The sequence below is a fragment of the Paraburkholderia graminis genome (genome assembly GCF_003330785.1).
Classification (GTDB): domain Bacteria; phylum Pseudomonadota; class Gammaproteobacteria; order Burkholderiales; family Burkholderiaceae; genus Paraburkholderia; species Paraburkholderia graminis.
Genome location: NZ_CP024934.1, coordinates 3,504,321 through 3,527,527, shown reverse-complemented (window position 1 = coordinate 3,527,527; position 23,207 = coordinate 3,504,321). Strand labels below are relative to the sequence as shown.

Sequence of the window (23,207 nt, the reverse complement as noted above, 5' to 3'; positions counted from 1 at the left end):
GGACCGAAGCATGCTACTGGCGCTGGCGCAATGGCTGCAGAATGACGCAAGCTTCTTGCGCGTGTTCAGTTATCTGACTTTCCGCGCGGTGATGGCCACCATCACCGCGCTGTTGATCGGGCTCGTCTGCGGCCCGGCTGTGATCCGCAAGCTGACCGCGATGAAGGTCGGCCAGGCTGTCCGTAAAGACGGCCCGCAAACGCATCTCGTGAAATCCGGCACGCCGACGATGGGCGGCGTGCTGATTCTGCTCGGCATCGCCGTCGCTACGCTGTTGTGGGCCGATCTGACCAACCGCTTTATCTGGATCGTGATTCTGGTCACGTTCGGCTTCGGCGTGATCGGCTGGGTCGACGACTATCGCAAGGTCGTCTACAAGGACCCGCGCGGCATGTCGTCGCGCGAAAAGTATTTCTGGCAGTCGGTGATCGGTCTCTTCGCCGCCGTGTATCTCGCGTTCAGCGTGTCCGAAGCGAGCAATGTGCGCGTGTTCGATCTGTTCATGGCGTGGGTGCGCAGCGGTTTGTCGATGGGCTTGCCCGCGCGCGCCGATTTGATGCTGCCGTTCGTCAAGTCGATCAGCTATCCGCTCGGCGTGTGGGGCTTCATCGTGCTGACATATCTGGTGATCGTCGGCGCGAGCAACGCGGTGAATCTCACCGACGGCCTCGACGGTCTCGTGATCATGCCGGTCGTGCTGGTCGGCGCATCGCTCGGCGTGTTCGCTTACGTGATGGGCAGCTCGGTCTACTCGAAATACCTGCTGTTTCCGCACATTGCAGGCGCAGGCGAATTGCTGATTTTCTGTTCGGCGATGGGCGGGGCCGGCCTCGCGTTCCTCTGGTTCAACACGCACCCGGCGCAGATGTTCATGGGCGACGTCGGCGCGCTCGCGCTTGGCGGCGCGCTCGGCACGGTGGCGGTGATCGTGCGTCAGGAAATCGTGCTCTTCATCATGGGCGGCATCTTCGTCGCGGAAACGCTTTCGGTGATGTTGCAGGTGACGTGGTTCAAGTTCACCAAACGCCGTTTCGGCGAAGGCCGGCGTCTCTTCAAGATGGCGCCGCTGCATCACCATTTCGAATTGTCGGGTTGGAAGGAAACGCAGGTGGTCGTGCGCTTCTGGATCATCACATTGATGTTGTGTCTGTTCGGATTGTCCACGCTCAAGCTGCGTTAAGCAGAAGGTATTAAAGGGAAGCAGACGATGTTCGGCGAGAAGTTTCGGGATCGGCAAAAGCCGATGGTGCTCGTGCTGGGACTGGGTGAATCCGGTCTCGCGATGGCGCGCTGGTGCGCGCGGCACGGCTGTCGGCTGCGTGTGGCCGATACGCGCGAAGTGCCGCCGAACCTGTCCGCGCTGGAAGCGCACGGCGTCGACGCTGCGTTTGTCGGCGGCCCGTTTTCGCCGGTGCTGCTGGAAGGCGTGGAACTCGTCGCGATCAGCCCCGGTTTGTCGCCGCTCGCCGCCGATCTGTTGCCGCTGATCACGGCGGCGCGCGAGCAAGGCATCCCTGTGTGGGGCGAACTCGAACTCTTCTCGCAAGCGCTGAAGACGCTCGGCGAAAGCGGTTATGCGCCGAAGGTCGTCGCGATCACCGGCACCAACGGCAAGACCACGACGACGAGCCTCACGGGGCTGCTGTGCGAACGCGCGGGCAAGAAGGTCGCGGTCGCGGGCAACATCAGCCCGGCGCTGCTCGACAAACTGAGCGAAGCCATCGACAACACCGCGCTGCCCGACGTGTGGGTGCTCGAACTGTCGAGCTTCCAGTTGGAGACTTCGCATACGTTCGAGCCGGACGCGGCGGCGATCCTCAACATCACGCAGGATCACCTCGACTGGCACGGCGGCCTCGATGCGTATGCCGCTGCGAAAGGCCGCATCTTCGGTACACAAACCGTGCGTGTGCTCAATCGCGACGACGCGCGCGTCATGGCGCTCGCGCCTTCGGAGCCGGGCGATGTCGACGTGGTGACCTTCGGCGTAACCGAACCGAAGAACGACGGCGATTACGGTTTGCTGCGCGATAACGCGATGATCTGGCTCGTCGAAGCACACGATCTCGACGCGAGTGAAGACATCACGCCGAAGCGCCGCCGCAAAAACGAAGCGGTCACGCCGCCGAATATTGCGCTCAAGCGCCTGATGCCTGCCGACGCGCTGCGCATTCGCGGTCTGCACAACGCGGCCAACGCGCTCGCCGCGTATGCGCTCGCACGCGCGATCGGCTTGCCCGCCGCGCGCCTCTTGCACGGCTTGCGCGAGTACCGCGGCGAGCCGCATCGCGTGGAATTGATTGCGTCGATCGACGGCATCGACTACGTGGACGACAGCAAGGGCACCAATGTCGGCGCGACGGTCGCCGCGCTCGACGGCCTCGCGCAACGCGCGGTGCTGATCGCCGGCGGCGACGGCAAGGGCCAGGACTTCGAGCCGCTCGCCGCGCCGGTCATGCGCTGGTGCCGCGCGGTGATGCTGATTGGCCGCGACGCGCCGCAGATTCGCGCGGCACTCGAAGACACCGGCATCGCGATGACCGATCACGCGACGCTCGAAGAAGCGACGCGTGCCGCCGCTGCACTCGCACAACCTGGCGACGCCGTGCTGTTGTCGCCCGCTTGCGCGAGCTTCGACATGTTCAAGGGTTACGCGCATCGCGCCGCGGTGTTCCGCAGCACGGTGGAAGAAATCGCGGCCGAACGGGGGACGATGATATGAGCTGGTCCGAACGATTCGGTTCGCGCACAGGCGCAGGCGCCGGTGACACGGCCAACGCAGCACGCGTCGGTGGCCGCACGGGCGGCAGCGGTCTCGCGAGCGCCGTCAATGGCGTGCGGCCGCTGCGCTCGCGCATGCTCGACTACGATCATTCGCTGCTGTGGGTGGTCGTCGCGCTGCTCGGGCTCGGCGTCGTGATGGTGTATTCGGCGTCGATCGCGATGCCCGATTCGCCGAAGTACGCGTCGTATCGCGACTACGCATTCCTTGTGCGTCAGATCATCTTCGTGACGATGGGCGCGGTGGTCGGCGTCATAGCGTTCCGTATTCCGATTTCGACGTGGGACAAGTACGCGCCGAAGCTCTTTCTGATCGCGCTCGTCGCGCTGGTCATCGTGCTGATTCCGCACGTCGGCAAGGGCGTGAACGGCGCGCGCCGCTGGATTCCGCTCGGCATCACGAATATGCAGCCGTCCGAAATCATGAAGCTCGCGGTGACGATCTACGCGGCGAACTACACGGTGCGCAAACAGGAATACATGCACAGCTTCGCCAAAGGCTTTCTGCCGATGGCGATGGCGGTCGGCTTCGTCGGCGCATTGCTGCTGCTCGAGCCGGACATGGGCGCGTTCATGGTGATCGCGGCGATCGCAATGGGTCTGCTGTTTCTCGGCGGCGTGAACGGCAAGCTGTTCGGCGGCCTCGTCGCCACGGCGGTCGGCACGTTCAGTTTGCTGGTGTGGGCGTCGCCGTGGCGGCGCGAGCGGATTTTCGCGTACCTCGATCCGTGGGACGACCGTTATGCGCAGGGCAAGGCGTATCAACTGACGCACTCGCTGATCGCATTTGGCCGCGGCGAGTGGTTCGGCGTGGGACTCGGCGGCAGCGTCGAGAAGCTCAACTATCTGCCCGAAGCGCATACCGACTTCATCCTCGCTGTTATCGGCGAGGAGCTCGGCTTTGTCGGCGTACTCATCGTGATCGTGATGTTCTACTGGATCGTGCGCCGCGCGTTCGAGATCGGCCGCCAGGCGCTGGCACTCGACCGCACGTTCGCGGGCCTCGTTGCGAAGGGCGTCGGCATCTGGTTCGGCGCGCAGACGTTCATCAACATGGGCGTGAACCTCGGCCTGCTGCCGACTAAAGGTCTAACGTTGCCGCTCGTCAGCTACGGCGGCTCGGGCATCGTGCAGAACTGCATCGCCATCGCGGTGCTGCTGCGGGTGGATTACGAAAATCGTGTGCTGATGCGAGGAGGGAAAGTATGACCTCCACGCAGCAACGCACGCTGATGGTGATGGCCGGTGGCACCGGGGGACACGTGTTCCCTGGGCTCGCGGTCGCGCACCTGATGCAGGCGTGGGGCTGGAAGGTCGTATGGCTCGGCAATCCCGCGGGCATGGAAGCGACGCTCGTGCCGAAGCACGGCATCCCGATGGAATACGTGCGCTTCGGCGGACTGCGCGGCAAGGGCCTGAAAACGAAGCTGATGCTGCCGCTGAATCTGCTGCGCGCATGCACGCAAAGCTTGAGCGTGCTGCGTCGCGTGAAGCCGGATGTGGTGCTCGGCATGGGTGGCTACATCACGTTTCCGGCCGGCCTGATGACCGCGTTCAGCGGACGTCCGCTCGTGCTGCACGAACAGAATTCGATTGCGGGTCTCGCAAACAAGGTGCTCGCGAAGCTCGCCAAACGCGTGCTCGTTGCGTTTCCGAATGCGTTGCCGCACGGCGAATGGACCGGCAATCCGATTCGTGCGGAACTTGCGCGCGCGATTGCGCCCAAAGCACGCTATGCAGAACGCAACGGTCCGTTGAATGTGCTGGTGGTCGGCGGCAGTCTCGGTGCCGCGGCGCTCAATGAAGTCGTGCCGCGCGCGGTCGAGCTGCTGGCCCCGAACGAACGTCCGCGCATCGTGCATCAGGCGGGCGCAAAACATATCGACGCGCTGCGCGAGAACTACGCGGCAGCCGGTTTGCAAACGGGCGCTGACGTGCAACTCGTGCCGTTCATCGACGACATGACGAGCGCCTATGCAAGCGCGGACCTCGTGATTTGCCGCTCGGGCGCGATGACCGTGTCGGAGATTTCAGCGGTAGGTGTGGCCGCGTTGTTCGTGCCGTTCCCGTATGCGGTGGACGATCACCAAACCACTAATGCAGCGTTTCTCGCCGACAACGGCGCGGCGCTGGTCGTGCAGCAACGCGATCTGTCGGCGGAAAAACTCGCCGGCTGGTTGCGCAGCCAGACGCGGGAAAGTCTCGCGGAGATGGCGGAGCGTTCGCGCTCGCTCGCGAAACCCGACGCCACTGAACAGGTCGCGCAGATTTGCGCGAGCGTGGCGGGTTCGATTTCGGGCGCGAGCCCAGAAGGAAAGCAATGAAACACATCGTCAAACATATTCACTTTGTCGGCATCGGCGGTGTCGGCATGAGCGGCATCGCGGAGGTGCTGCTCAATCTCGGCTATCAGGTGAGCGGCTCGGACCTCTCGAGCAACGCTGTCACGGATCGCCTGGCCGCACTCGGCGCGCGTATCGCAATCGGTCACGCGGCGGAGAACATCGAAGGCGCGAACGCGGTGGTCGTCTCGACCGCGGTGCGCAGCGACAACCCGGAAGTGCTGGCCGCGCGTCATCGACGTATTCCGATCGTGCCGCGCGCGGTCATGCTCGCGGAACTGATGCGCCTGAAACAGGGCATTGCGATTGCCGGCACGCACGGCAAGACCACGACCACGTCGCTGGTCGCAAGCGTGCTCGCTGCGGGCGGGCTCGATCCGACCTTCGTGATCGGCGGACGGCTGATCAGCGCGGGCGCGAACGCGCGGCTCGGCACGGGCGACTTCATCGTGGCCGAAGCGGACGAATCGGACGCGTCGTTCCTGAATCTCTTTCCGGTGATCGAAGTCATCACGAACATCGACGCCGATCACATGGACACCTATGGCCACGACTTCGCGCGGCTCAAGCAGGCGTTCATCGAATTCACGCACCGTCTGCCGTTTTACGGTATCGCCGTGTTGTGCGTCGACGATCCGAACGTGAAGGAGATTCTGCCGTTCGTGTCGAAGCCGATCATCCGTTACGGCCTCGCACCCGACGCGCAAGTGCGCGCGGTCAACGTCGAAGCGCGCGACGGCAAGATGCATTTCACCGCGATGCGCGAAGACGCGGCGCCGCTCGACATCGTGTTGAACCTGCCGGGCGAGCACAACGTGCAGAACGCGTTGGCCGCGATCGCGATTGCGACTGAACTCGAAGTGAAAGATGCCGATATCCAGCGAGCGCTGGCGGATTTCAACGGCGTGGGCCGGCGCTTTCAGCGCTACGGCGAGGTGCCGGTCACAAGCGACGGCGAGCCGCGCGGCGCCTACACGCTGGTCGACGACTACGGCCATCATCCGGTCGAAATGGCGGCGACGGTCGCGGCGGCGCGCGGCGCATTTCCGGGGCGGCGTCTCGTGCTCGCGTTCCAGCCGCATCGCTTCACGCGCACGCGCGATTGCTTTGAAGATTTCGTCAAGGTGCTGTCGACGGTCGATGCGCTCGTGCTGACCGAAGTGTATTCGGCCGGCGAAGCGCCCATCGTCGCCGCGGACGGTCGGGCGCTCGCGCGCGCGTTGCGCGTCGCGGGCAAGGTCGAGCCGGTGTTTGTCGATACGGTGGATGAAGTGCCGGACGCGCTCGCAGCATTGGTGCGCGACGGCGATGTGGTGATCACGATGGGCGCGGGTTCGATCGGCGGTGTGCCGGGCCGCCTCGCTCAGGAAACGAAGGTGTGAGATGAGCAGTATCGACCCGAAAAATTTTGGCAAGGTGGCCGTGCTGCTCGGCGGCAATTCGGCCGAGCGCGAAGTGTCGCTCAATTCCGGGCGCCTCGTGCTGCAAGGTCTGCGCGACGCCGGCATCGACGCGCATCCGTTCGATCCGGCCGAGCGTCCGCTCGCCGCATTGAAGGACGAAGGCTTCGTGCGCGCCTTCAATGCGCTGCATGGCGGCTACGGCGAAAACGGCCAGATTCAGGGCGCGCTCGATTTTTACGGCATCAAGTACACGGGCAGCGGCGTGCTCGGCTCGGCGCTCGGGCTCGACAAATTCCGCACCAAGCTCGTGTGGCAGCAACTCGGCATTCCGACGCCGCCGTTCGAAGCCGTGCTGCGCGGCGACGACTACGAAGCGCGCGCGCAGGAGATCGTCGCGAAGCTCGGCTTGCCGCTCTTCGTAAAGCCGGCGAGCGAAGGGTCGAGCGTCGCGGTCATCAAGGTGAAGAGCGCGGACGCGTTGCCTGCGGCGCTCGTCGAAGCGGTGAAGTACGACAGGATCGTGGTGGTCGAGAAGAGCATCGAAGGCGGCGGCGAATACACCGCGTGCATCGCAGGCGATCTGGACTTGCCGGTGATCCGCATCGTACCGGCCGGCGAGTTCTACGACTACCACGCGAAGTACATCGCCAACGACACGCAGTATCTGATTCCGTGCGGTCTCACGCCCGCTGAAGAGACGCGCATGAAAGTGCTGGCGCGCCGCGCGTTCGACGTGCTCGGCTGCACCGACTGGGGCCGCGCCGATTTCATGCTCGACGCGGACGGCAACCCGTACTTCCTCGAAGTGAACACGGCGCCCGGCATGACCGATCACTCGCTGCCGCCGAAGGCGGCGCGCGCGGTGGGCATCAGCTATCAGGAACTGGTGGTCGGCGTGTTGGCGCTGACCTTGAAGGATTGATCAGGACTACGCGGGGCAACCCGAAAGCAACACCATGTGGAACAACGTTCGCCAGCTCAATCTCGCCGCCAGCGCATTGCATGCGTTGCTGGTGCTCGTGCTGCTGGCGGCTGGCGCTTACTGGATGATCCAGCGTCCGAATTTCGCGCTGCGCGAGATTCAGATCGACGGCGATACGGAGCACATCAATTCGCCGACGGTGCGCGCGGGCGTGGTAGGTCGTTTGAAGGGCAACTTTTTTACGGTGGATCTCGACGTCGCACGTCAGGCGTTCGAGCAGATGCCGTGGGTGCGTCACGCGAGCGTGCGGCGGGTCTGGCCGAATGCGCTGGCTGTCACGCTCGAAGAGTACAAACCGCTTGGCACGTGGGGCAGCGATCAACTGGTGAGCGTCGACGGCGAGCTGTTCACCGCGAACCAGGGCGAGCTCGAACAGGAGCTTCCCGCGTTCGACGGCCCGGACGGCACGGCGAAAGAAGTGGTCGCGCGTTATCACGACTTTCAGAAGTGGTTCGCGCCGCTGGGCGCCACGCCGGAAGAAGTCACGCTGTCGCCGCGTTACGCGTGGACGGTGAAGCTGTCGAACGGAACGCAGGTGGAGTTGGGACGCGAGCGCAATCAGGACACGCTGCTCGATCGGAGCAAGCGCCTGACGGCGGCCTGGAACGCCGTGACGCAACGTTGGGGGAAGGATATCGAGTATGCGGACTTGCGCTATCCGAACGGTTTCGCGATTCGTGCCGCTGGCATGCGCTTTATCAGCGAACCCGACAAGGGCAAGAAGTAAACGGACATCACACGCAATGAGCACGCTATGAGTAAAGACTATAAAGATCTGCTGGTCGCCCTCGACATCGGGACGTCGAAGGTGGTGGCCATCGTCGCCGAATTGAAGGGCGAAGGTCACTACGAGGTGATCGGCCTCGGCCAGAGCGAATCGAAGGGGCTCAAGAAAGGCGTGGTGGTGAACATCGAAGCCACTGTGCAGTCCATTCAACGTGCGCTCGAAGAAGCCGAACTGATGGCCGACTGCAAGATCACCAACGTTTTCACCGGCATCGCCGGCAGCCACATTCGCAGCTTCAATTCGAGCGGCATGGTGGCGATCAAGGAGAAGGAAGTCACGCAGGCCGATGTGGCGCGCGTGATCGAAACGGCGAAGGCGATCAACATTCCGACCGACCAGCAGGTGCTGCATATCCTCACGCAGGAATTCATCATCGACGGTCAGGAAGATGTGCGCGAGCCGATCGGCATGAGCGGCATTCGCCTCGAAGTGAAGGTGCATATCGTCACGGGCGCGGTGAGCGCGGCGCAGAACATCGTGAAGTGCGTGCGCCGCTGCGGCCTCGAAGTGAACGATCTGATTCTGCAGCCGCTCGCGTCGTCGCTCGCGGTACTGACGGAAGACGAGAAGGAACTGGGCGTGGTGCTGGTCGATATCGGCGGCGGCACGACGGACATCGCGATTTTCAGCGAAGGCGCGATCCGTCATACGGCTGTGATTCCGATTGCCGGCGACCAGATCACGAGCGACATCGCCATGGCCTTGCGCACGCCGACGCCGGACGCGGAAGACATCAAGGTGGATTACGGCATCGCCAAGCAGGCGCTGGCCGATCCGGACGAAATGATCGAAGTGCCGGGTCTCGGCGAGCGCGGTCCGCGCACGCTGTCGCGCCAGGCGCTGGCGGCGGTGATCGAGCCGCGTGTCGAAGAACTGTTTTCGCTCGTGCAGCAGGTGGTGCGCGAGTCGGGTTACGAGGAACTGCTGAGCTCCGGCGTGGTGCTGACCGGCGGCGCGTCGATGATGCTCGGCATGGTCGAACTGGGTGAAGACATTTTCCTGAAGCCGGTGCGTATCGGCGTGCCGGAATACGCGGGCGGTCTCGCCGACGTGGTGCGCAATCCGCGTTATTCGACGGCGATGGGCCTGCTCGTCGAAGGACGCTCGCAACGCATGCGCGGCCGCAAGGTCGCGGTGCAATCCGGTTCGATGGGACAGGTTTTCACGCGCATGAAGGACTGGTTCCTCGGCAACTTCTAACGCATTCGTTTTCGAAATACGCGCTGGTGCCGGCGGCTGGCGCGCGACAGGAGGTTGCCCGATCTCCTGCCGAATAACGGCCGAGTGGCTGCAATTTTTTATCTTGACGGAGGCATCATGGATTTCCAAATGCTGGAAACCGAAACGAACGGCACCATCATCAAGGTGGTCGGAGTAGGTGGCGCTGGCGGCAATGCTGTTCAGCACATGATCAACAAAGGCGTGCAAGGCGTCGACTTCATCGTGATGAACACGGACGCGCAGGCTTTGTCGCGTTCGCGCGCCACCGCGGTGATCCAGTTGGGCAACACGGGTCTGGGCGCCGGCGCCAAGCCGGAAATGGGCCGCGCCGCAGCGGAAGAAGCACGTGAGCGCATCGCCGACGCATTGCGCGGCGCGCACATGGTCTTCATCACGGCCGGCATGGGCGGCGGCACGGGCACGGGCGCAGCACCCGTGGTCGCGCAGATCGCGAAAGAGATGGGTATCTTGACTGTTGGCGTGGTCAGCAAGCCGTTCGAGTTCGAAGGCGGCAAGCGCATGCGTGTGGCAGAAGCCGGTTCGCAGCAACTGGAGGATCACGTCGACTCGCTGATCGTCGTTCTGAACGACAAGCTGTTCGAGGTGATGGGCGACGACGCCGAGATGGACAAGTGCTTCCAGTGCGCAGACGACGTTCTGAACAACGCAGTTGCCGGCATCGCGGAAATCATCAACGTCGACGGTCTGGTGAACGTCGACTTTGAAGACGTGAAGACGGTGATGGGCGAGCAGGGCAAGGCGATGATGGGCACGGCGACCGTTGCCGGCGTCGATCGCGCGCGTCTGGCTGCCGAGCAGGCTGTTGCAAGCCCGCTGCTGGAAGGCGTCGATCTGTCGGGCGCGCGTGGCGTGCTGGTCAACATCACGTCGAGCCGTTCGCTGCGTCTGTCGGAAACGCGCGAAGTAATGAACACGATCAAGAGCTACGCGGCGGAAGACGCAACGGTGATTTTCGGCGCGGTGTACGACGATGCAATGGGCGACGCGCTGCGCGTGACGGTCGTCGCAACGGGTCTTGGCCGTGCAGCGAAGAAGCAGCAATCGGCACCGATGACGCTGCTGCGCACCGGCACCGACAACCAGCCGATCGCCGCACAACACGGCTCGTACGCAACGCCGTCGCACGCCAGCACGGCGGACTACGGCGCGCTCGACACGCCGGCTGTATGGCGCACGTCGCGCGACACCGCGGCTTCGCACGTGCAGGCGCTGCAGGAAAAGGGCGTCGACACGTACGACATTCCGGCATTCCTGCGCAAGCAGGCGGACTGAGCGCACGGGAGGCTTTCGCTGTCCGCGCCGTTTTAGTTTCCGGCGTTGGCGGACGAATGCACGAGCGTGGCGGGTGAACGGCTAACAAGCCGCGTATCGTCGGATTCGCGGCAAGGACAAGTGCCCTCTTCGGAAAACGAAGCGGTTTGGGCAACTGTCGCCGATTCACTGCGACACGATAACGTGCGGGCGATGCTTCGCATCGATGCAAAGGACTGAGCAATGATTCAAGCAGGTGACAAGCTGCCCGACGCAACGCTCTTCGAGTATGTCGAAGACGAGCGCGCGGGCTGCACGATCGGGCCTAACAGCTTCGACGTGCGCGAGCAGACGGCGGGCAAGCGCGTGGTGATCTTCGGATTGCCTGGCGCGTTCACGCCGACCTGTTCTGCCAAACATGTGCCGGGTTACGTCGAACACGCTGAGCAGTTGCGCGCGGCCGGCATCGACGAAATCTGGTGTGTGTCCGTGAACGACGCGTTCGTAATGGGCGCGTGGGGACGCGATCTGCATGCCTCGGGCAAGGTGCGCATGATGGCGGACGGCAGTGCGGCTTTCACACGAGCGCTCGGTCTCGAGCAGGATTTGTCGGCGCGCGGCATGGGAATCCGTTCCCAGCGCTACGCGATGGTTGTCGACGACGGCGTGGTCAAGACGTTGAGCGTCGAGGCTGCCGGCAAATTCGAAGTAAGCGATGCAGGGAGTATTCTCGCAACGTTGAGCTAGTTATCAGCGCGTCGGCGCCTTCGCCTTCGCACGCGGTTATCCGCGTGGCGCAATGGCAACGGTTGCGACGACGCTTTGTGACAGGCCGTTACGCGGGCCGACGACCGGAAACGCCTCCGTTCCGGACGTCGGCCCGTCACGCTTTCCCTCACGGGCGCCCGTTGAAAAAGACGGGTAATGCAGCGAAACAGATTGATACTTTCCGCGCGAAGACGCTGCTTAGGGTTATGGAGTATAATTCGCGCTATGGAATAAAAAGTCCCGATTGGGATTTTCAATCGAGCAAAAGATGACCATGTTGAAGCAGCGCACTATCAAATCAATCGTCAAGACGGTCGGCATCGGCTTGCACTCCGGCCGAAAGGTCGACCTGACGCTCCGTCCCGCAGCGCCGGACACGGGCATTGTCTTTTCGCGCGTGGATTTGCCCACGCCGGTGGACATTCCTGCGTCGGCAATGGCGATTGGCGATACGCGTCTCGCTTCCGTATTGCAGAAAGACGGCGCGCGCGTGTCGACTATCGAGCATTTGATGTCCGCCTGCGCCGGTCTCGGCATCGACAATCTGTATGTCGACGTGACCGCGGAAGAAATCCCGATCATGGACGGCAGTGCCGGCTCATTCGTGTTTCTGATTCAGTCCGCGGGAATTGAAGAACAGAACGCGCCGAAGAAATTCATCAAGGTGACGAAGCCGGTCGAGATTCGCGACGGCGACAAATTCGCTCGCCTCGATCCGTATTTCGGTTTCAAGCTCAAATTCACGATTGATTTCCGCCATCCGGCCGTGGATAAAACCGGTCAGGCGCTGGAAGTCGATTTCGCCAATACGTCGTATGTGCGCGAAATCGCGCGCGCACGCACATTCGGCTTCGCGCATGAAGTCGAGATGATGCGCGAACTGGGCCTCGCGCGCGGCGGCAGCATGGACAACGCGATCGTGCTCGACGAGTACCGCATTCTGAATAACGACGGCCTGCGTTACGACGACGAGTTCGTGAAGCACAAGATGCTCGACGCGATCGGCGATCTATACGTGATCGGGCATCCGTTGCTGGCTTCGTACAACGCGTACAAGTCGGGCCACGGCCTGAACAACGCGCTGCTGCGCGAACTGCTGGCGCACGAAGATTCGTACGAGATCGTCACGTTCGACGACACGCAAAAGGCGCCGCGCGGCTTCGCATACGAGACGCAGACGGCTTTTGCGTAGGGAATTCGCGTCAAGTCTTCGGTGAAACTTCCGAAGCGGGCGTACGAAAAATAAGCGGCTCATGTGAGCCGCTTATTTTTTGTTCAACGATTTCTCCGATGCCGCGCCGCCATCTTCGCCAACGCTTCGCGCAGGGGCGACGGCGCGAGCGATTCGCTCAACGCATGCAGCGCATCGGCGCCGGCCGGCGTCATGCGCGCCTGCTTGGGCTGCGGCGGCTCCTTGACGGGCTGCGGCCGCACCCGAATGCGCAGCGCATTGACCGGCCAGCCGCGCTGCTGCAAATCCGACAGCAGTCGCGGTTCGAGATGGCGCAGCCGCGCCGCCAGCGCGTTATGCGCGGCGAACAGCGACAGCACGCCTTCCTTGATGAAGCCCGGCTCCACGCTCGATCCCAGATAATCGGGCAGCAGCTCGCGCAAGTCCTTCTCGAGCGCGGCGATCTGCTCGACGCCCGCGCGCAGCGCGGCAAACGCGTCGGTGCGCCTGAGCACCTCGGCGACCGGCTGCGGCCGGCGCACGTTGAACTGCTTGGGCGGCGGCCTTGAAAAGGAAGGAAAACGGCTCATGTTTGACAGTGAGGGCGCGTTCGCACCCGATGTGCGCACACGTCCCGATTGTACCGTGCGAGATGCCCCGCGACGCGCCCGTATGCACGCCGCCGAAGCTCCGCGCGACGGGCGTTGCTGCCCCGCCGACGTCGCGCCGCGGACACAGGCGCGGGCGGGGGCGCGTGCTAAAATGCCCGATTCGGTGCGACACGCACGCTCGTGTCCGACTGCTCCACGTTACGGAGCATCGACTAGAGGGTTATTGAGGCAACTCACCATGCCCTCCGCAGGCGGCCCCCTTGTGGGCCGCACTTTAGGAAGCAGATGCAACCCTCTGGGAAGCATCCTTGTAGTGAAATTGGAAACCGGAGCAATCAGCCGGGAACCTTGTTGCATGGGCCTGATTACCGTCAGGTCCCGCCCAGTCAGCGGCTTCACCTCCGCCGACAGGGCGGGGTGATGTTTGCAATTCCCTCGCCTTCAAGCAAGGGTTTCGCTAAACGATACGAGCGAAAAGCTCGGTGTGTCATTGTTCGACCTCGTTTGCTGGACGACGAGGGTAGTGAACCTGCTGTACGACCAGCAGTAGCCTAGGAAGACATGCGTCGCTGGCAACGGTGGCGTGTGAAGCTCTTCTGACAATGTAGCCCCCGGACGTTTCGGGCAGATTGGTTCCGCGAGGAGCGGTCTGGATACTCCTAGCAGCAAGAGGGTAAGGCGCTAGGCTGGCTGATAGGGTTAACGGAAGTGAACTGCTGATAAACCTCGTTAGCATTGTGTGCCAAAGCTGCTGATAGGCACTAACCAAAAGGTATGCGGTTGGATAGCCCGCTCGAATCTCGGGTTACGTCGTTCGTGATACCGCCGGGGAATAGGCAGAACCTAAGTCAGTCGTGTGACATGCCGGGAACGTGGTAAGCCTGTATGGTTGCCAGCGCAGTAAGGCTGGCAGGCGAACCGCAAGGGACGCTGTTGATTGTGCAGGTATGGGAGGACGGAAAAAGCGAAAGCCGGACTGTAATGGCTCGGATAGGGGTTGGAACATCACCCCACGCGAAAGCGGGCAGACTTCCGTCTGGTCTACCGTCGCAAGACGGCTGACTACCCTCTGTAACTTGGTCAGATGCAGGTGCATGCGCCTGCATTGAGTTTTGTTGTTCCCCAGCGGGGTGTATCTACCCCGCTGGGGGAGATGCGCCTTCTGTCTGGGGACTTTTCCAGGGAGGAGAGCAGCATGAAAGTATCTGGTCGAAAGACCGGATCTGCGCTTTCCCGCGCGCCGGACAACTGGTACGCCGTAGATTGGCGACGGGTTGAGCGGAACGTGAGAGGGATGCAGATTCGAATTGCGAAGGCGACGCGGGAAGGTGACTGGCGTAGGGTGAAAGCCCTGCAACGGATGCTAACTCGCACGTTGTCTGCGAAGCTGTATGCGGTACGACGTGTTACGCAAAACCAGGGTGCGCGAACGGCTGGAGTCGATCGCGAGCTATGGGATTCGCCTGACAGCCGGTGGGAAGCCATCGGCAGGTTGAAGCGGCGCGGATACAAGCCTCTGCCATTACGGAGAGTCTTTATCCCCAAGGCCAATGGGAAGGAACGCCCTCTGGGCATTCCGACCATGCGGGACAGGGCGATGCAAGCTCTGCATCTGCTGGCTTTGGAGCCAGTATCGGAATCGACGAGTGACCTGAATTCCTACGGGTTCAGGCTAAATCGTTCGACAGCTGATGCGATGGCCCAAATCCGCGTTTGTATGTCCCAAAAGGCTTCTGCCAAATGGGTCCTCGAAGCGGATATCAAGGGATGCTTTGACCATATCAGTCATGACTGGTTGGAAAACAATGTCCTGATGGACAGAGTAATCCTCCGGAAATGGTTGAAGGCTGGCCTGATTTATAAGGGGCAGCTACAGGCGACTGAGGCCGGTACGCCGCAGGGAGGAATCATCTCCCCGACATTGGCAAACGTAACGCTGAATGGGCTGGAGCGAGAACTGGAAGTGCACCTCGGTGCAAAACTAGGGATCATGAAAGCTCGAAGGCTCAAAGTGAATGTGGTGCGGTACGCGGACGACTTTGTAATCACCGGCGACTCGCGTGAGTTGCTGGAGTGCGAAGTCCGACCTTGGGTAGAGGCATTCCTTGCGGTTCGGGGGCTGCAGTTATCGGAGGAGAAGACGCGGATCACTCACATTGACGACGGCTTCGATTTCCTTGGGTGGAATTTCCGAAAGTACTCCGGAAAGATGCTCATCAAACCGAGCAAGAAGAACGCGAAAGCGTTCTACAGCAAGGTGGCGGAAACGATTCGCAGCAACAAGACGGTGAAGCAGGAGGAGATGATCCGACTGCTAAATCCAATGTTGCGCGGATGGGCGCAGTATCACCATCCGGTTACGGCCAAAAAGGCGTACACCCACATGGAGCATCTGGTGTTCCGGAGGCTCTGGTGGTGGTCCAAGCGGCGACATCCCCGAAAGAGCAGCAGTTGGGTGCGACAGAAGTACTTCCACTCAATCGACGCTCGACAGTGGGTGTTTGCGGTCCGGACGGTTCGAGACGATGGCAGTTGGGGCCTGATGGAGTTGTACCAACTCAGCGGTACGGCGATCAGGAGACACAAGAAGATCCAAGGAGAATTCAATCCCTTTGATCCGAAGTGGGAGCAATATGGCGAGCAACTGCGGCAGACGCGTCTGTGGGATTCGATGCGCTACCGGAAACAGTGGGCAAAGCTGTACATGTCGCAGAGCGGGCTGTGTGCGCACTGCGGCTGTGCCTTGACGGACGAAACAGGCTGGCACGACCATCATCTGGAATATCGGATGCATGGCGGGTCAGACAAGTTGTCCAACCGGGTCTTGCTTCACCCGCACTGTCACCAGCAGGTACACGTTGGTAAACTTGTAGTAACTAAGCCGGTTCTGTCGTAGACAGAACTTTGTTTGTAGATTTGAGCCGTATGCGGGGAAACTCGCACGTACGGTTCTCGGGGGGCCCGATCTTCGTAAGAAGGTCGGGCTACCCGACAATTCACTCTTGGACTAAGCCGCCGAGGCCATTCCGACCCCGGAGCGCGCGTGCTTTTAACCGCACGCCGCGACCAGCCGAAGCCGCGACGCAGACACCGATCCGATGACCACCGGTTTTCTACAGAAGATTTTTGGCAGCCGCAACCAGCGGCTAGTCAAGCAATATCAAAAGACCGTCGCGGCGATCAATGCGCTCGAGCCGCAGATCGAGCAATTGACGGACGATCAACTGCGCGCCAAAACGGACGAGTTCCGCCAGCGCATCGCGAGCGGCGAGTCGCTCGACAAGCTGCTGCCGGAAGCCTTCGCGGTCTGCCGCGAGGCGAGCAAGCGCGTGCTGAAAATGCGCCACTTCGACGTGCAGCTCATCGGCGGCATGGTCCTGCATTACGGCAAGATCGGCGAAATGCGCACCGGCGAGGGTAAAACGCTCGTCGCCACGCTGCCGGTCTACCTGAACGCGCTGTCGGGCCGCGGCGTTCACGTCGTCACGGTGAACGACTACCTTGCGCAGCGCGACGCCGAATGGATGGCGCGCCTCTACAACTTCCTCGGGCTGTCCGTCGGCATCAATCTGTCGCAGATGGATCACGACGCGAAGCAGCAAGCGTACGCGGCCGACATTACGTACGGCACGAACAACGAGTTCGGCTTCGACTACCTGCGCGACAACATGGTGTACGAGCCGGAAGCGCGCGTGCAGCGGGGGCTGAACTTCGCCGTCGTCGACGAAGTGGACTCGATCCTGATCGACGAAGCCCGTACGCCGCTGATCATCTCGGGCCAGGCCGAAGACCACACCGAACTCTACGTGCGCATGAACGCGCTGCCGCCGCTGCTCGAGCGCCAGATCGGCGAAGAGAAGGCTGACGGCACCGGCGTCGAAAAGCCGGGCGACTATACGCTCGATGAAAAAGGCCGCCAGGTCTTCCTGACGGAATCGGGCCACGAAAAGGCCGAGCGCCTGCTCGCCGAATGGGGCTTGATCGGTGAAGGCGAAAGCCTCTACGCGCCGCAAAACATCACGCTGATGCACCATGTGTACGCCGCGCTGCGCGCACACACGCTGTTCTACAAAGACCAGCATTACGTGGTGCAAAACGGCGAAGTGATCATCGTCGACGAATTCACCGGCCGTCTGATGGCGGGCCGCCGCTGGTCGGACGGGCTGCACCAGGCTGTCGAGGCGAAGGAACACGTGAAGATTCAGAGCGAGAACCAGACGCTCGCTTCCATCACGTTCCAGAACTACTTCCGCATGTACGCCAAGCTCGCCGGCATGACCGGCACGGCGGACACGGAAGCCTACGAATTCAACGAGATCTATGGTCTCGAAACGGTCGTCGTTCCGACCAATCGTCCGCCCAAGCGGATCGACAAGCAGGACCAGATTTACAAGACCGCGAAGGAACGCTACGACGCGGTGATCCGCGACATCCGCGATTGCTATGAGCGCGGGCAGCCGGTGCTGGTCGGCACGACGTCGATCGAAAATTCCGAGCTGCTGTCGCATCTGCTGAAGCAGGCCGGTCTGCCGCACGAAGTGCTGAACGCGAAGCAGCATGCGCGCGAAGCGGAGATCGTCGCCGAAGCGGGCCGTCCGAAGCGCATCACGATCGCCACGAACATGGCCGGTCGCGGCACCGACATCGTGCTCGGCGGCAACGCGGAAAAGCAGGCGTCGTTCATCGAACTGGACGAGACGATTCCCGAGGACGAAAAGCGCCGCCGCATCCAGAAGCTGCACGACGAATGGCAGGCGCTGCACGATCAGGTCAAGGCCGCGGGCGGTTTGCACATCATCGGCACCGAGCGTCATGAATCGCGCCGGATCGACAATCAGCTGCGCGGCCGTGCGGGCCGTCAGGGCGATCCGGGTTCGTCGCGCTTCTATCTGTCGCTGGAAGATCCGCTGCTGCGCATTTTCGCGGGCGACCGCGTGCGCGCGATCATGGACCGCCTGAAAATGCCGGAAGGCGAGGCGATCGAAGCGGGCATCGTGTCGCGCTCCATCGAATCGGCGCAGCGCAAGGTCGAGGCGCGCAACTTCGATATTCGTAAGCAACTGCTCGAATACGACGACGTCTCGAACGATCAGCGCAAGGTCATCTACCAGCAGCGCAACGAACTGCTCGAGGCAAACGACATCACCGAAACCATCGGCGCAATGCGTCATGGCGTGATTGCGGACATCGTTCACCAGTTCGTGCCGGCGGGCAGCATTGAAGAACAGTGGGACGTGCCGGAACTCGAGGAAGTGCTGCGCAACGAATGGCAGCTCGACCTCGCGATCCAGGAAATGATCAACGAGTCGAACTCGATCACGTCGGACGAGATTCTCGAAGCGGTGGAGGCTGCCGCGGACGAAGCGTACGAGGCGAAGGTCGAACTGGTCGGCCGCGAATCGTTCAGCGCGTTCGAGCGCTCGATCATGCTGCAAACGCTCGACCGTAGCTGGCGCGAACATCTGGCGGCGTTGGACCACTTGCGCCAGGGCATCCATCTGCGCGGCTATGCGCAGAAGAACCCGAAGCAGGAATACAAGCGCGAGGCGTTCGAACTGTTCGCCGCGATGCTCGACGCGGTCAAGCTCGAAGTCACCCGCATCGTGATGAACGTGCAGATCCAGTCGCCGGAGCAGCTCGAACAAGCGGCCGAACAGATGGAAGAGCAGGGCGGCCATCTGGAGAATGTCGAGTTCCGTCATGCGGAATTCGCCGAGGCGTCGGCTGCGGCGCCCGCGGCCGTGGAAGCCGCGACTGCCGCGATGATCGGCGACGCAATGAGCCACGCGTCGTCGTCGCAGGCGGCGTCGGCTGTCGGCGCGGACGGCGTGCCAAAGGTCGGCCGCAACGATCCGTGCCCGTGCGGCAGCGGCAAGAAGTACAAGCAGTGTCACGGCAAGATCGCATAATGCCGAAAGCGGCGCGCCTCTGAGCGCGCCGCGTCGCTTTGCCAGTATGTTGTGGTTGATTTCGCGGTGCTCCGGCATCTTGCCCGAGCCACCAGTTCCGTTTTCCTCGATGCCGGCGCCCGCCGGCATTTTCTTCGACAGGTCGCGACCATGGCTGTCAATTTCCCCTCGATCGATCCCGCTCAACTGCATCCCGTCGCCGGCGTCACGCTCGGCTGGGCGGAGGCGAACATTCGCAAGCCGAACCGCAAGGACGTGCTGGTCATTTCCGTCGACGAAGGCGCGACGGTAGGCGGCGTCTTCACGCAGAACCGTTTCTGCGCGGCGCCCGTCACCGTGTGCCGCGAGAATCTCGAGCGCGTGCGCGCCGGCGGCAAGCCGATTCGCGCGCTCGTGATCAACACCGGCAACGCGAACGCGGGCACCGGCGAACCGGGCCTCGCGCACGCGCGCGAAACCTGCGCGGAACTCGCCCGCCTCGCGGACATCGCGCCGGAACAGGTGCTGCCGTTTTCGACCGGCGTGATTCTTGAACCGCTGCCGGTCGATCGGTTGAAGGCGGGTTTGCCTGCCGCCTTGGCCAATCGCAAGGAAGCCAACTGGTACGACGCCGCGCAGGCGATCATGACCACCGACACGCTGCCGAAAGCCACCTCGCGCCAGGTCACGATCGACGGCCACACCGTCACGCTGACCGGCATCAGCAAGGGCGCGGGCATGATCAAGCCGAACATGGCGACCATGCTCGGCTTCCTCGCGTTCGACGCGGCGCTCGCGCAGCCCGTGCTCGACGCGCTGGTCAAGCACGTGGCGGATCGCTCGTTCAACTGCATTACGATCGACGGCGACACGTCGACCAACGATTCATTCATCCTGATCGCGTCGGGCAAATCCAGCCTGCCGGCGATCACGTCCACCGACTCGCCCGCTTATGCAGCGTTGCGCGACGCGGTGACCGAAGTCGCGCAGACGCTCGCGCAATTGATCGTGCGCGACGGCGAAGGCGCGACCAAATTCATGACGGTTCAGGTGGAAGGCGGTTCGAGCGTCGGCGAATGCCGCCAGATCGCGTATGCGATCGGCCATTCGCCGCTCGTGAAGACGGCTTTCTACGCATCGGACCCGAACCTCGGCCGCATCCTGGCGGCCATCGGCTATGCCGGCATCGACGATCTCGACGTCGGCAAGATCGATCTGTATCTGGACGACGTGCTGGTCGCGACTGCCGGCGGCCGCAATCCGGCGTACCGTGAAGAAGACGGCCAGCGCGTCATGAAAAAGAGCGAGATCGGCATTCGCGTCGTGCTCGGTCGCGGCAATGCGCAAGCCACGATCTGGACTTGCGATCTGTCGCACGACTACGTCAGCATCAACGCCGACTACCGCTCGTAATCCGGTTCATCACGCGGCCTCGGGCCGCTCATTCATTGTCATGGACAAACTCGAACAGTTTCTGACACGGGCCGAAGCCGTGCTCGTCCGCCTCGAAGCGATGCTTCCGCCCGCCGCGCCTGAAATCGACTGGTCGGCGGCGGTGGCGTTTCGTTGGCGCAAGCGCCAGGGGCGCGGCTATCTGCAGCCGGTGCCCGCCATCTCGGACATCACGCTCGACGATCTGCAAAACATCGATCGCCAGAAAGCGCTCATCGAGCAGAACACGCGTCAATTCGTCCACAAGCTGCCCGCGAATAACGTGCTGCTGACGGGCGCGCGCGGCACCGGCAAGTCGTCGCTGATCAAGGCGTGCCTGAACGCGTACGCGAAAGACGGCCTGCGTCTCATCGAAGTGGACAAAGACGACCTGCACGACCTGGGCGATATCGTCGATCTGATCGCGAAACGGCCGGAACGCTTTGTCGTGTTCTGCGACGATCTCTCGTTCGAAGACGGCGAGTCGGGCTACAAGGCGCTGAAAGTCGCGCTCGACGGCTCGGTCGCCGCGCAATCGGACAACGTGCTGATTTACGCGACGTCGAACCGCCGCCATCTGCTGCCCGAGTACATGAGCGACAACGAGACCTACAAGCACACGTCCGATGGTGAGATTCATCCGGGCGAGCTTGTCGAAGAAAAGATCTCGCTGTCAGAACGTTTCGGGCTGTGGGTCAGCTTTTATCCGTTCAAGCAGGACGACTACCTGTCGATCATCGCGCATTGGCTGCGGCATTTCGGCTGCAACGACGCCGAAGTCGAGGCGGCGCGCGGCGATGCGCTGGTGTGGGCGCTGGAGCGCGGGTCGCGTTCGGGGCGTGTGGCGTGGCAGTTCGCGCGCGACTGGTCCGGCCGGAAAGCTCAGGCATGAGCGACGCTCTGACAAACGCAGCGGGCCGCCCGGTGACGGAAGTCGCCGTCGGCGTGCTGGTGCAGCCGGACGGGCGCTATCTGCTCGCGCAACGTCCGGCCGGTAAGCCGTACGAAGGCTACTGGGAGTTTCCGGGTGGCAAGCTCGAGGCGGGCGAATCGGTCGAGGCGGCGCTCGCGCGCGAGTTGCACGAGGAACTCGGCATCGACGTAAAGGCTTGTCACCTCTGGCATACGCTCGAACACGACTATCCGCACGCCTACGTGCGGCTCTTTTTCTGCAAGGTGACGCAGTGGACGGGCGAGCCGCATGGCCGCGAAGGTCAGGCGTTTGTCTGGCAGGCGTTGCCCGCCGACGTGTCGCCGCTGTTGCCCGCCACCATTCCAGTGCTGGAATGGCTCGCGGCGGAGAAACAGTAATCGGGAAAGGAAACGGCGCGGTTGCGGGCACTCGCGCTCAGGTGCGGCGCGAACGGGGCGCGCCGTGCCGTACCGTACCGGTCAATGCGGGTTGTAGTCCCCGTCAGGCGTCTCGTCCGACGACGCTTCCTGATCGGTCCCGCCGATCTTGTACTTCTCGGCGGCCCAGGCGCCTAGATCCATCTGCTTGCAGCGCTCGGAGCAGAATGGGCGAAACCGGCTTTCAGGTGTCCAGCGGACGTCCTTTCCGCAAGTGGGGCATTTAACGACGGTTGGCATACGGTCAGGCAACTAGTGCAATTTGAACAGTAACGAATATAAGGGCATTTGGCGCCGCTTTAAAGGCGCGGCCGGCTGCAGGCGCCTGCTGTATGTATCTGTGTATCCGAATCTGTCCGACAGTCGGAACGGACGGGGCTTACAGGCTGCAAAGCGTGAGCTGGAAGGGCACGTCGACGTCCACCGCGCGCGGACGCAAGTCGCCGTCCTGCACCGTGAAGCGCACCCACAGCATGTACTTGTTCGCGCTGGCCTCGGGAATCACACGCAATTCGGGCGCCACGCGTACCTGCATCAACTGATACGAGCGGCCCGACAGCATTTGCTGATAGCTGCCCGCCATCGCCATGACCTTCGACGCCTGGCCGGACTCGCGTGCAAGCCTCAGCACGATCGTGGCGGCGTCGCGCAGCGGCAGCAGCGGCATGACCCATTTCGCGATGTCCTGACGGCGCTGATCCGGATGAAGCTGCTGCCACGCATAGTACGACGGCAGATCGAACTTGCAGGTGCCGCCCGGAATGATCGCGCGGCTGCGGATGCTCGCAAGCCATTCGTTCTCTGCAAGATGCTGGCCGGTCTTGCCCTGCATCTGCGAAAGCCCCGCCAAGGTCTGCTCGATTTCGCCGAGCACGGCTTCAAGCGCGCTCTGCTCGATTCCCGGATTGCCGCGAAACGGCGCGAGCGTTTGCCGCTGCCGCTCGAGTTCCTTCATCAGATCCGACTTGAGATCCGCGCGACCCGCTACCTCGGAGATTTCGAACAGCGTAGTCAGTGCGACGTGATGTTCCCTGGCGTCTTGCTGCGTCAGAAAGAACGTGAAGCGCTCGAACAGATCTTCGAGGCGCAATAGCGTCCGGATTCGCTCGTTGAAGGGGTACTCGTAAAGGATCAAGCGGGCTCGCCTCGGGCGTGGTCGGTGACGGGAATGCAGGACATTCTAATGCCGTGGGACTACCC

General features: G+C 62.5%; 19 protein-coding genes. 16 read left to right on the top strand and 3 right to left on the bottom strand.

Translation table 11 applies throughout. The features are described from left to right. Positions 1-10: 10 nt before the first annotated feature. The 11 genes from mraY (at position 11) to lpxC (ending at position 12,748) form a co-directional block, all read left to right on the top strand. Positions 11-1,180 carry a phospho-N-acetylmuramoyl-pentapeptide-transferase gene (mraY, locus tag CUJ91_RS15760; protein ID WP_006053209.1) on the top strand — a complete coding sequence of 390 codons (1,170 nt, stop codon included), beginning with the start codon at positions 11-13 and terminating at the stop codon, positions 1,178-1,180. 27 nt (positions 1,181-1,207) lie between these two features. Then, entirely contained in the window at positions 1,208-2,722 is a 1,515-nt protein-coding gene (murD, locus tag CUJ91_RS15755; protein ID WP_006053210.1) for a UDP-N-acetylmuramoyl-L-alanine--D-glutamate ligase, read from the top strand. Further along, on the top strand, positions 2,719-3,990 hold the full coding sequence (gene ftsW, locus CUJ91_RS15750; RefSeq protein WP_006053211.1) for a putative lipid II flippase FtsW: 1,272 nt from the start codon (positions 2,719-2,721) through the stop codon (positions 3,988-3,990). The genes murD and ftsW overlap by 4 nt, the downstream gene beginning before the upstream one ends. Continuing rightward, positions 3,987-5,105 carry an undecaprenyldiphospho-muramoylpentapeptide beta-N-acetylglucosaminyltransferase gene (murG, locus tag CUJ91_RS15745; protein WP_006053212.1) on the top strand — a complete coding sequence of 373 codons (1,119 nt, stop codon included), beginning with the start codon at positions 3,987-3,989 and terminating at the stop codon, positions 5,103-5,105. The genes ftsW and murG overlap by 4 nt, the downstream gene beginning before the upstream one ends. Beyond that, positions 5,102-6,505, top strand: coding sequence for a UDP-N-acetylmuramate--L-alanine ligase (murC, locus tag CUJ91_RS15740; protein ID WP_006053213.1), 1,404 nt, complete (start codon positions 5,102-5,104; stop codon positions 6,503-6,505). The genes murG and murC overlap by 4 nt, the downstream gene beginning before the upstream one ends. Position 6,506: 1 nt before the next feature. Next, on the top strand, positions 6,507-7,448 hold the full coding sequence (locus tag CUJ91_RS15735) for a D-alanine--D-alanine ligase (protein WP_114156502.1): 942 nt from the start codon (positions 6,507-6,509) through the stop codon (positions 7,446-7,448). Between the two features lie 34 nt (positions 7,449-7,482). Beyond that, positions 7,483-8,235, top strand: coding sequence for a cell division protein FtsQ/DivIB (locus tag CUJ91_RS15730; RefSeq protein ID WP_029971515.1), 753 nt, complete (start codon positions 7,483-7,485; stop codon positions 8,233-8,235). 27 nt (positions 8,236-8,262) lie between these two features. Then, entirely contained in the window at positions 8,263-9,495 is a 1,233-nt protein-coding gene (ftsA, locus tag CUJ91_RS15725; protein WP_013340575.1) for a cell division protein FtsA, read from the top strand. A gap of 117 nt (positions 9,496-9,612) precedes the next feature. Next, complete coding sequence (gene ftsZ, locus CUJ91_RS15720; protein ID WP_029971514.1) at positions 9,613-10,809, top strand: cell division protein FtsZ; 1,197 nt, start codon at positions 9,613-9,615, stop codon at positions 10,807-10,809. Between the two features lie 222 nt (positions 10,810-11,031). After that, positions 11,032-11,535, top strand: a complete 504-nt coding sequence (locus CUJ91_RS15715; RefSeq protein WP_006051820.1) for a peroxiredoxin — start codon at positions 11,032-11,034, stop codon at positions 11,533-11,535. A gap of 295 nt (positions 11,536-11,830) precedes the next feature. Then, entirely contained in the window at positions 11,831-12,748 is a 918-nt protein-coding gene (lpxC, locus tag CUJ91_RS15710) for a UDP-3-O-acyl-N-acetylglucosamine deacetylase (RefSeq protein WP_029971512.1), read from the top strand. 83 nt (positions 12,749-12,831) lie between these two features. On the opposite strand, the gene CUJ91_RS15705 is transcribed toward lpxC, so the two are convergent. Continuing rightward, positions 12,832-13,317 (bottom strand): DciA family protein, encoded by a 486-nt coding sequence (locus CUJ91_RS15705; RefSeq protein ID WP_006051822.1) that lies wholly within the window; start codon positions 13,315-13,317, stop codon positions 12,832-12,834. Between the two features lie 1,216 nt (positions 13,318-14,533). Between CUJ91_RS15705 and ltrA the strand changes: the two genes are divergently transcribed. From ltrA to CUJ91_RS15675, 5 genes are all read left to right on the top strand, one after another. After that, the gene (gene ltrA / locus CUJ91_RS15695; RefSeq protein ID WP_114156751.1) at positions 14,534-16,234 is read left to right on the top strand and encodes a group II intron reverse transcriptase/maturase; all 1,701 of its coding nucleotides are present in this window, start codon (positions 14,534-14,536) and stop codon (positions 16,232-16,234) included. Between the two features lie 202 nt (positions 16,235-16,436). Next, positions 16,437-19,247: a preprotein translocase subunit SecA gene (secA, locus tag CUJ91_RS15690; protein WP_006051823.1), complete on the top strand. Its 2,811-nt coding sequence runs from the start codon at positions 16,437-16,439 to the stop codon at positions 19,245-19,247. A gap of 150 nt (positions 19,248-19,397) precedes the next feature. Further along, entirely contained in the window at positions 19,398-20,639 is a 1,242-nt protein-coding gene (gene argJ, locus CUJ91_RS15685; protein WP_053858767.1) for a bifunctional glutamate N-acetyltransferase/amino-acid acetyltransferase ArgJ, read from the top strand. 40 nt (positions 20,640-20,679) lie between these two features. Further along, the gene (locus CUJ91_RS15680) at positions 20,680-21,549 is read left to right on the top strand and encodes an ATP-binding protein (RefSeq protein WP_006051825.1); all 870 of its coding nucleotides are present in this window, start codon (positions 20,680-20,682) and stop codon (positions 21,547-21,549) included. Beyond that, positions 21,546-21,968, top strand: a complete 423-nt coding sequence (locus CUJ91_RS15675; RefSeq protein WP_006051826.1) for an NUDIX domain-containing protein — start codon at positions 21,546-21,548, stop codon at positions 21,966-21,968. Before CUJ91_RS15680 ends, CUJ91_RS15675 begins: the two co-directional genes overlap by 4 nt. A gap of 81 nt (positions 21,969-22,049) precedes the next feature. On the opposite strand, the gene yacG is transcribed toward CUJ91_RS15675, so the two are convergent. Both yacG and zapD read right to left on the bottom strand, forming a co-directional pair. Further along, entirely contained in the window at positions 22,050-22,247 is a 198-nt protein-coding gene (yacG, locus tag CUJ91_RS15670) for a DNA gyrase inhibitor YacG (RefSeq protein ID WP_029971508.1), read from the bottom strand. Positions 22,248-22,386: 139 nt separating this feature from the next. Continuing rightward, entirely contained in the window at positions 22,387-23,142 is a 756-nt protein-coding gene (gene zapD, locus CUJ91_RS15665) for a cell division protein ZapD (RefSeq protein WP_006051828.1), read from the bottom strand. Between the last annotated feature and the right edge of the window lie 65 nt (positions 23,143-23,207).